The following is a 9,557-nucleotide window of genomic DNA, read 5'->3' on the forward strand; positions in this document are numbered from 1 at the left end:
CCACTCCGGAATTGCTGCGCAACATGGGAGTCGAGGAAGTGGTGGTCGCGACCGGCGCGCGGCGCGCGATGCCCGCGATCCCCGGCGCCGATCGCGCCAATGTCTATAGCGGCGACGATATGCGCAAGCTGATGCTCGGGCAGGATCTCGGCGCGATCGCCGACAAGACCGGCTGGGCAACCCGCGCGGCGATGAAGGCGGGCGCGATGACCGGGCTCACCAAACGCCCTGGCTTCATCCGCACCGCGAGCGAATATTGGATGCCGTTCGGCGACACGGTCGCGATCGTCGGCGGCGAACTGGTCGGGCTGGAGCTGGCGGAATTCCTCGCCAAGCGCGGGCGCAAGGTGATTGTGCTCGACGAGGGCGCGAAGTTCGGCGCGGGGCTTCAGGTGGTACGGCGCTGGCGGGTACTCGACGAACTCAAGGAGCTGGGCGTCACCCTGCTCCCCGAGGCGAGCGACATCGCGATCGGCGACAAGACGGTGAGCTATCGCAACACGCTCGGCCAGACGCGCACGATCCACGCCGACGAGGTGATCGTCGCCAAGGGCGCGACCGGCGACACCACGCTCGCCGAACAACTGCGCGCCGCGGGCTTCAGCGTCCACACCGCCGGGGATTGCACCGGGGTCGGCTATATCGAGGGCGCGATGCACGATGCCGCGCAACTGGCGGAGACGATCTGATGCAGGGCAGGATCGCATTGGTCACCGGCGCCGCATCGGGGATCGGCCGCGCCACCGCGAAACTGCTCGCGGTACGCGGCGCGCGAGTGGTGATCGCCGACGTCAATGCCGAGGCGCTTGGCAAGGTTCGCAAGGACATCGACCGCGTCACCCGAACAGGATGCATCGCGATCCCGTTCGACGCGGGCGATGCTGCTTCCTGCCGCCAGCTCGTCGCCGAGACGATCGCGGCGACCGGGCGGCTCGATGTGCTGTGCAACATCGCCGGGATCATGGACTGGGGACCGCTCGACACGTTCGACGACGCGCGCTGGGAACGGATGCTGCGCATCAACCTTTCCGGCGTGTTCCACATGTGCCGAGCGGCGATGCCGCACCTCGTCGAGAGCAAGGGAACGATCGTCAACATGAGCTCGGCCGCGGGGCTGGTCGGCATCCCCTATACCACCGCTTATTGCGCGGCGAAGGCGGGGGTGAACGCGCTGACCAAATCGCTGGCGGTGGAGTTCGCCGCTGCTGGAGTGCGGGTCAATGCCATCTGCCCGACGGGGGTCAAGACCGCGATGCACGGCAGCGTCGCGCTCCCCGACGGGGTCGATATGGCGCTGGTGATGCGCAACGCGCCCAAGCTCGGCGATCTGTGCGAGCCGGAGGATATCGCCGAAGCGGTCGCCTTCCTCGCCTCCGACGCGGCGCGCAAGATCACCGGCATCGCCTTGCCGGTCGACGCCGGCCAGACCGCGGGGTGAGGATATGAACGGGTTCGACTTCACCGGGCGCAGGGTGCTGGTGACCGGGGCGACGAGCGGGATCGGCGCGGCGATCGCGCAGGCGTTTCTCGAAGGCGGTGCAGAGGTGGCGATTACCGGCACCCGCGCCGCCGCGCGCGATTATGCCGCCGCGCTGCCCGGCGCGGATTATCGCCGCTTCCAGCTCGGCGACCACGCCAGCACCGAAGCGCTCGCCGCGTCGTTCGACCGGCTCGATATCCTGATCAACAACGCCGGCGCGACGAGCGCGCCCGAGGATTTCGACGCCGCAATCGATGTCAATCTCAAGGGCGTGCACCGCCTGACCACCGCGCTCGCGCCGTTGCTCGAGCGCAGCGACATGCCGGGCGGCGGCGCGGTCGTATCGATCGTGTCGATGATGGCGATCTTCGGCAATTCGATCTTCCCCGGATACAGCGCCGCCAAGGCCGGGCTTTTGCTGCTGACCCGCTCGCTCGCGCAAGGCTGGGGGCCGCGCGGGATCCGGGTCAACGCGGTCGCGCCCGGCCCGGTGCGCACCGCGATGACCGCGCGCTTCGCCGACGACCCGGTCTACGGCCCCGGCACCGCGCAACGCATGGCGCTCGGCCGCTGGGGCGACCCTGCGGATATCGCCGGCCCGGTGCTGTTCCTCGCTAGCCCCGCCGCGGCGTTCGTCACCGGCGAATGCCTGGTGGCAAGCGGCGGCTATATGATCGCGGAGGCATGAGTGGCTGACCGCGCGCGCTTGTGCTCCCGCGAGGGCGGGAGCCCAGACTGGATCCCGACCACCCCGGCGAAGGCCGGGGTGGTCATCAAATCGAACCCGGCCTGACGGTGGTGGGTAAAGCCAGCCTCGCTTTTCAAGCGCAATGCCGCGTGACGCTCGCGCTCGCGGCCCCTGCCCTCGTCGCGCTGATCCCGATGGCGGTCGCCTCGGCGCTGCCCGCGATGGCACGCGATCTCGCGCCGGGGCGCGACGGCGCGTTCTTCGCGCAGATGATCATGACGATGCCGGCGATCATGCTGATCCTCGGCGCGCCCGCGGCGAGCATCGCGTGCGAGCGGATCGGCATCCGCACCACCTTCGCCGCCGCCGCCGCGCTGTTCACCGTCGCCGGATCGGCCGGGCTGTTGCTTTCCGGCTTCACCGCGCTCGCTGCGACGCGGTTGCTGCTCGGCCTCTCGGGCGGCGCGTTGCAGACCTGCACGCTCGCGCTGGTCGGGCGCTGGTACGCGCCGGGCGGGCGCGAGCGCGTGCTCGGCAATATCGTCAGCGTCTCGTCGGCGGCGGCGATCGGCGGGCTGGTGCTCGGCGGGCGGCTGGTCGACCTGTTCGGATGGCGCGGTGCCTTCTCGCTCTATCTGCTCGGCGTGCCGGTGCTCATCCTCGTCCTGCTGGCGGTCGAGCGCGGCGTCGCCGGGGAGCGCCCGCCGCGTGGCGGCAGCCTCGCCGCGCTCAAGCCGCTGATGCTCTATTATGCGCTGATCCTCGCCTTCACGCTGGCGATGTTCATGCCGGGAATCCAGGGGCCGTTCCTCGTCGCCGCCAAGGGGATCGAGGGCGCCGCGACCGCCGGGCTGATCGTCGCCGCCTGTCCGCTCGGCGCGACGCTCTCCTCGGCGATGTTCGCTGCCTTGCGCGCGCGGGTCGACGCGCTGCCGCTGCTCGCCGCGACCGCGCTGCTGATGGGCGCCGGATGCCTGATCGCCGCCGCCGCGGGCGGCGCACCGGCGTTGCTGATCGGCTTCGCAGTGATCGGCGTCGGCGCGGGGCTGGTCGAGCCCAATATCGGATCGACGATCCTCGGCCGCACCCCGCATGCGCTCCACGCCCGCGCCTCGAGCATCATGATCAGCGCGATGTTCATCGGCCAGTTCCTCAACCCGCTCGCCGCCGATCCGCTGCGCACGGCATTGGGCGCGAACGGCGCGTTCATCGGCGTCGGCGTCGCGACCTCGGCGCTGGGCCTGCTCCTCGCGGCGCTCGCCGCCTTCCGTCGGAGCGCCGCGCCTTGTTAGCCCTCGCGAAACCGCTAAGCTTCGTGGCGACGATGCCGGCAGAACAGGCCACGACGAGCGAATTGCTCACGCTGATCACCGCGCTCTACGGATCGCTGGTCGAGGACGAGCCGTGGCGCGCCTTCCTCTCCAGGCTGCGCCAGTACATGCACGCCAAACATGCGACGCTGATCATCACCCGCTCGCCGGCGACCCCGCCGAGCCTGATGATCACCCCGACCGCCGACCCGTCGCATATCGAGGCGTATCGCGATCACCTCTTCCGCATCGATCCGTTCGTCAATCTGCCCGAGGGCGAAGTGGTGTCGCTCCACGATTTCCTCGGCGATTTCACCGAATCCGAATTCAACCGCGACTATCTGCAATTCGAGGATGCGGCGCATATCCTGGGGGTCGATCTCCACGGCAGCGGCGGATTCGAGACGCGGCTGCGCATCACCCGCGCGCGCGGCGACAGCGCCTTCACCGCCGGGGACCGGCAGCGCTGCGCCGCGATCGTCCCGCATCTGCGGCAGGCGATCGAGATCTTCCAGCGGCTCGAAGCGTCGCGCTCCGAACATGCGGTTTATTCGGGGGCGATCGAGCAATTCGCGGTCGGTACGATCATTCTCGATCGCCAGTATAACGTCATCCGCCACAATTCGATCGCCGACGGGATATTGAAGGAGACGGACGGGATCGCGCTATCGGGCACGCGGATCGTGCTCGCCACCCCCGGTCAGGATGCCGCCTTCCGCGCCTTCCTCAAGAAAGTGCCGGGCGAGGAAGGCGATGCGCAAGGGCATATCTTCCGCGTCCAGCGCCCGTCGGGAAAGCGCGATCTCGGCGTGGTCGCGCGCCCGGTGGCGACCCCCGATTTCCTCCACGCCGGCAGCGCGCCCGCGATCGCCTTGTTCCTCGGCGATCCCGAGCGGCAGTTCGACGTGACCAGCGACGCGTTGCGCGAATTGTTCGAGCTGACGCGCACCGAATCGCGCATCGCGGCGTGCCTCGCCAACGGGCTGACGGTGCAGGACAGCGCCGATCGGCTGGGGATCGCGATCAACACCGCGCGCGCGCATCTCCGCGCGATCTACGCCAAGACCGGGGTGTGCCGGCAGTCGCAGCTCGTTCATCTGATCCACACCAGCATGCCCGAGCTGGCGGGGCATCAGCGCGGCGCGGCGTAAGCCACATCACCCCGCCTCAAGATCGGGGTGATAATGGGAGAGCCAAACGCCCATCTCCTCCAAACGGACTAAGCGCCGCGCGCCGCGCGCCCTATGCTCGCGGCAAACATGCGACCGGGCCGATCCGGCGCGACGGAGAGGTGCGCCATGACCGGTCCCCCGCAATCGCTTCCGCCGCCCGGTGCGTGGCGGATGGCGGCGCTCGCCTTTCTGATGCAGAACAGCGCGACCGGCCTCACCTTCGGGTCGTTCGGCGCGATCGTGCTGGCGATCGAGGCGCAGTTCCGCACCACGCGCACGCTCGCCTCGCTCGGGGTTTCGCTCGCGGTGGTCAGCTTGTCGCTGCTCGCGCCGTTCCTCGGCACGGTGCTGGTGCGCCGTGTGCCGATCCGTCGCGTGATGATCGCGGGGATCGTGCTCGGTGCGGGGGGTTATGCGTCGCTCGCGCTGGTCGACGATATCCGCGCGGCGCTCGCCATCTATCTGCTGATCATCGGCCCCAGCCTCGTCATGTTCGGGGCCTTGCCGTCGAACACCTTGGTGTCGAGCTGGTTCGGCGACCGGCCGGGGCGCGCGCTCGGGCTGGTCAACATGCCATTGTTCATCACCCTCGTCCCGCTCGCCAGCACAGCGATCCTCGCGGCGCACGGGCTGAGCGCGGTCTTCGCCTGCGTCGCGGTCGCGCATCTCGCGGTGCTGCCCTTCGCCTTTGCGGTGCACGACGGCCCTTATGCCGGCGCAAGCGCGGGCAAAGACCTCGGTGCGGGATCGGGCGCGATCCTCATACGCGGCGAATTCTGGCTGCTCGCGATCGCCGGCGGCATCATCGTCGGCGCGGGGATCATGAAGATCAGCCATCTCGTCGCGATCGTCACCGGCCAGGGCCATAGCGCCGAAACCGCGACCCTGCTGCTCGCGATCTCGGGCGGCGCGGGGATGCTCGGCTCGCCGCTGTTTGGCTGGCTCGCCGACCGGATCGGCGGGGTCGGCGCGCTGATGGCCAACGCGTTGCTGCAATCCGCCACCTTCTTCATCCTGCTCGCGCCCGTCGGGGTGCCGGCGCTGGTGATCGATGCGGTGCTGATCGGCGCGTGCGGCGCGGGGGTGTCGGCAACGCAAGGGGTGATCTTCAGCCATTTGTTCGGCCCGGCCAATTTCGCGCGCGTCTTCGGGTTGATGAGCATCGCTACCTTGCCCTTCCTGTTCGGAATGACCCCGCTCGCAGGGCTGCTCTACGACCGGTCGGGTAGCTATGCCTTGCCGGTCGCGGTGACGATCGGGCTGTTGTTCGTCGCCGCGCTGGTGCTGCTGCCGCTGCTCGCCGCCGAGCGCCGCACGCGCCGGTCGGCCGCCTTCGCCCGGCACAAGACCGCCGCATTCTCCAAGGAGTGACCTATGCAGGCCGACGACTGGTTCGCGATCCAGAATCTGCTGTTCCAATATCCCTATGCGCTCGATCGCGGCGATTTCGACGCGGTCGGGCAATTGTTCGCCGAGGCGCGGGTGTATAGCGGCGGCACGTTGCTCGCCGATCGCGACGCGGCGGCCTATGCGCGGGCATTCCGCGACTGGGTGATCGTCTATCCCGACGGCACCCCTCGCACGCGCCACATGCTCGCCAATGTGATGATCATGCCCGCGGGGGAAGATCGAGCGATCGTCAGTTCCTATGTCATGGTGTTCCAGCAGGTGCCGGACGGGCCGCTGCGCGCAGTGATCGGCGGCGATTATCGCGACACGGTGGAGAAGCGCGACGGCCGCTGGCGGTTCGTCGAGCGGCATATGGCGAACGACCTGATCGGCGACCTCACCGCCCACGGCCGCGCGCTCGACGTGATCCGGCCGAGCCGGGCCAACTGACGACATCACTCCCCCCTTCACCAGGGAGGGGAGAAGAAGGGGCGATTTTCCCGCCGCCCTAGTCAATTTGGACGTAGTGGCGCGCGCCCACCTCGCTGAAGCTCACCCCAACGCAAAAGCCCGAACAATCGGGCAGGTTGGGGAGAGGAACGATGCGGTTTTCGCGCGCGATGTTGCTTGGCTTTTCGGCCGCCGCGGCGCTGTGCCCGGCGCTGGCCCGGGCGCAGGAACAGGCACCCCCGCCCACCGATCAGACGAGCCGCGCGCCTACCGGGCTGGGCGATGTCGTCGTCACCGCGCGGCGTACCGAGGAAAGGCTGCAGGACGTTCCCGCCGCGGTCACCGGCTATAACGAGGCGCAGATCGCCGCGCTCGACATCAAGAGCTTCGCCGATATCGGCAAGACCGTCCCCAATCTCGACGTCCAGCGACAGTTCGGCTCGGCCAGTGCGCCGCAATTCTATCTGCGCGGCATCTCCACCGGTTCGCTCAAGTTCGAGAGCGATGCGGGGATCGGGCTCTATATCGACGGCGTCTATCTCGGCCGCCCCGCCGGCACCGCGTTCGATCTTGCCGATATCGAGCGCGTCGAGGTATTGCGCGGCCCGCAGGGCACCTTGTTCGGCCGCAATTCGACCGGCGGCGCGATCAATTACATCACCGCCGCGCCGACCGGGACGTTCGGCATCAGGGCCGAGGCGACGGTCGGCAATTTCGATCGTTACGGCGGCAAGATCACGGTCAACCTGCCCGCGCTCGGCCCGCTCTCGGTCCGCGTCAGCTACCTCCACGATCAGCATGACGGCTATGTCCGTAACCTGACCCCGGGGCGCAGCTACAATTTCGCCGCGCCATTCGGCACGATCCGCTCGGCCGACAGCTTCGGCGCGGAGAATACCGATGCGGTCGGCGTCGCGGCGCGGCTCGATCTCGGGCGCTTCGTCGCCGATTACAAATTCGATTATACCGATAAGGTCAGCACCCAGCTCGGCCAGCAATTGCTCGGCTTCGATCCGAGCTTCGCCGCCACCGCCGGCGCGATCTATCGCGGCGCAAGCGTCGTCATCCCGCCCTCGACCAGGCGGCAGGATGCGTTGCCGCTCGATTTCACCACCCCGTCGCGGCTGCGCATCCAGGGCCACAGCCTGACGCTGCGCTACGATGTGACCGACGATATCTCGATCAAGAGCATCACCGCCTATCGCAAGCTCGACGAGTTCGTCGGCGGCAACGATATCGACGGCGCGGCTTTGGTCGATCCGTTCACCGGCACGGGGCGGCCGTTCACCGTGATCAGCAGCGTCGAGGATCGCCACCAGAACCAATGGAGCGAGGAAGTGCAATTGCTCGGCAAGACCGGGCGGTTCGACTGGATCCTCGGTGGCTTCTGGTTCCGCGAGGTGGGGCGCGACGACAATCCGGTGTTTCTCGGCGATCTGTTTCCGACCGACGGCACGATCGTCCCCAGCCAGGGGCCCGGCACCGGGACGACGACCAGCCTGTTCGGGGTGCCGAGCGACTATCTCGCGGGATCGAACGTCGCGGTGCGCAACAAGTCGATCGCGGGGTACGGCCACCTCGCCTACAAGACCGATCATATCGAGCTGGTTGGCGGGTTCCGCTACACCAAGGACGACCGGCTGGAGAGGATCATCGCCGGCGGGCTGCGGCCCTTCGCGATCCCCGCCGCCACCTTCACCGCGTCGAGCGATCATTGGGATTTCGACGCGACCGCGACCTGGATCTTCAACCCCAATATGCGCGCCTATGCGCGGTTCGCGACCGGCTATCTTTCCGGCGGGGTGGTCGGCGGGATCCCGTTCAAGCCCGAGACGATGAACAGCTACGAAATCGGCTTCAAGGGCGACCTGATCGGGCGGACCTTGCGAATCAACGCGGCGCTGTTCCACGCCGATCGGCGCAACGTGCAGACGCTGGCGTTCACCGCCGCGGCGGGGACCTATATCATCTCCGCCCCCACGGCGCGCGAAAATGGCTTCGAGCTCGAGCTGACCGCGCTCCCCACCGCCGGGCTGACCTTCAACGCCTCGTTCGGCTATCTCGACAACAAATTGTCGCCCGATCCGGTCAACGGCCCGGTCAATTCGCTCGCACCGCGGTTCACCACCAGCGTCGGCGGCCAATATGATTTCGTGCATCTCTCCAACGGCAGCTATGCCTCGCTCCGCATCGACGGCTTCTTCCGCGACAAGAGGCTGAGCGATCCTTTGCCCAACAGCGCGACCGGCAATCTGACGACGTTGCCCTCGCGGTTCGACATCAACGCGCGGCTGTCGGTGTTCGACCTGCCGGTCGCGGGGACCAAGGTGAAGGTCAGCGCCTGGGTGCAGAATCTCACCGACAACAAGGCGCTGGAATTCGCGCGCAATCTGTCGACCACGGTGATCGGCGTCTATCAGGTGCCGCGCACCTTCGGGCTGACTGCGGGGTTCGCGTTCTGAATCGTGTCCCCGCGAAGGCGGGGACACATATGCCTGGGTTTATTTCCCCCGGAAGTGCGGGATGACCTTTTCGCCGATGTTGCGGATCGTCTCCATGATCGCGGCGTGCGGCACGCCGCCCATCTGGAACAGGAACAGGATCTCGTCGGCGCCCGAGTCGAACAACCGCTGGACATAGCGGATGCAATCCTCGGGCGTGCCATAAGCATCCTGCGCGACGGTGTAATTGCTCGTCACCTCGTCGCCGACCGGGATTTTCTCTTCCGAGAGATAGGCGACCACCGCCTCCTTCTCCTGCTGGAGGATCGCCGCCTGCTGATCGCCGGTCAGCTCCTCATCGATCGTCGGCTTCGGCCCGCCCTGATACCAATGCGCGATCGCCTCGGCGAAGAAACGCTGGCCGCGCAACCCGATCCGCCGCGCCTTCTCGCGATCGTCGAGCACCACCGAGGCGCATAAGGCCGCGAGATGCTCGGTCGGGCGGAAGCCGACCTGATCCCTCGCCGCGCGGGTGCGGAATGCCTCGCGGTAGATCGCATTCTTCTTGGCGATCTCATCGGGTCCGGAGAAGCCCAGCACCAAAGCGCCGATGCCACGCGAACCGGC

9 protein-coding genes are annotated in these 9,557 nt (G+C 67.8%); 8 read left to right on the forward strand and 1 reads right to left on the reverse strand.

Annotation, left to right across the window (positions count from 1 at the left end; genetic code table 11):
- From BGN95_RS25980 to BGN95_RS26015, 8 genes are all read left to right on the forward strand, one after another.
- The coding region (locus tag BGN95_RS25980; RefSeq protein ID WP_286774510.1) for an FAD-dependent oxidoreductase at positions 1–689 on the forward strand (689 nt) is incomplete at its 5' end.
- On the forward strand, positions 689–1,438 hold the full coding sequence (locus tag BGN95_RS25985) for an SDR family NAD(P)-dependent oxidoreductase (protein ID WP_286774511.1): 750 nt from the start codon (positions 689–691) through the stop codon (positions 1,436–1,438). The genes BGN95_RS25980 and BGN95_RS25985, both read left to right, overlap by 1 nt.
- A gap of 4 nt (positions 1,439–1,442) precedes the next feature.
- The gene (locus BGN95_RS25990) at positions 1,443–2,168 is read left to right on the forward strand and encodes an SDR family NAD(P)-dependent oxidoreductase (protein ID WP_286774512.1); all 726 of its coding nucleotides are present in this window, start codon (positions 1,443–1,445) and stop codon (positions 2,166–2,168) included.
- Positions 2,169–2,317: 149 nt separating this feature from the next.
- Positions 2,318–3,460, forward strand: coding sequence for an MFS transporter (locus BGN95_RS25995; protein ID WP_286774513.1), 1,143 nt, complete (start codon positions 2,318–2,320; stop codon positions 3,458–3,460).
- A 32-nt stretch (positions 3,461–3,492) separates the two neighbouring features.
- On the forward strand, positions 3,493–4,629 hold the full coding sequence (locus BGN95_RS26000) for a helix-turn-helix transcriptional regulator (protein WP_286774514.1): 1,137 nt from the start codon (positions 3,493–3,495) through the stop codon (positions 4,627–4,629).
- Between the two features lie 147 nt (positions 4,630–4,776).
- Positions 4,777–6,021: an MFS transporter gene (locus BGN95_RS26005; protein ID WP_286774515.1), complete on the forward strand. Its 1,245-nt coding sequence runs from the start codon at positions 4,777–4,779 to the stop codon at positions 6,019–6,021.
- A gap of 3 nt (positions 6,022–6,024) precedes the next feature.
- On the forward strand, positions 6,025–6,489 hold the full coding sequence (locus tag BGN95_RS26010; protein ID WP_265313139.1) for a nuclear transport factor 2 family protein: 465 nt from the start codon (positions 6,025–6,027) through the stop codon (positions 6,487–6,489).
- Positions 6,490–6,641: 152 nt separating this feature from the next.
- Complete coding sequence (locus BGN95_RS26015; RefSeq protein ID WP_286774516.1) at positions 6,642–8,951, forward strand: TonB-dependent receptor; 2,310 nt, start codon at positions 6,642–6,644, stop codon at positions 8,949–8,951.
- 39 nt (positions 8,952–8,990) lie between these two features.
- On the opposite strand, the gene BGN95_RS26020 is transcribed toward BGN95_RS26015, so the two are convergent.
- Positions 8,991–9,557 (reverse strand): LLM class oxidoreductase (locus BGN95_RS26020; protein WP_502688357.1); only part of this gene is annotated, 567 nt, incomplete at its 5' end.

The organism is Sphingomonas sp. 66-10 (assembly GCF_001897045.1).
In the GTDB taxonomy this organism is placed as follows: Bacteria; Pseudomonadota; Alphaproteobacteria; order Sphingomonadales; family Sphingomonadaceae; genus Sphingomonas; species Sphingomonas lycopersici.

What these genes read in the sequence shown, in the direction of transcription:
- BGN95_RS26000 (WP_286774514.1), top strand. Translation starts at nt 3,493, where the DNA reads ATGCCGGCAGAACAGGCCACGACGAGCGAATTGCTCACGCTGATCACC.
- BGN95_RS26010 (WP_265313139.1), top strand. Translation starts at nt 6,025, where the DNA reads ATGCAGGCCGACGACTGGTTCGCGATCCAGAATCTGCTGTTCCAATAT.
- BGN95_RS26005 (WP_286774515.1), top strand. Translation starts at nt 4,777, where the DNA reads ATGACCGGTCCCCCGCAATCGCTTCCGCCGCCCGGTGCGTGGCGGATG.
- BGN95_RS26015 (WP_286774516.1), top strand. Translation starts at nt 6,642, where the DNA reads ATGCGGTTTTCGCGCGCGATGTTGCTTGGCTTTTCGGCCGCCGCGGCG.
- BGN95_RS25985 (WP_286774511.1), top strand. Translation starts at nt 689, where the DNA reads ATGCAGGGCAGGATCGCATTGGTCACCGGCGCCGCATCGGGGATCGGC.
- BGN95_RS25990 (WP_286774512.1), top strand. Translation starts at nt 1,443, where the DNA reads ATGAACGGGTTCGACTTCACCGGGCGCAGGGTGCTGGTGACCGGGGCG.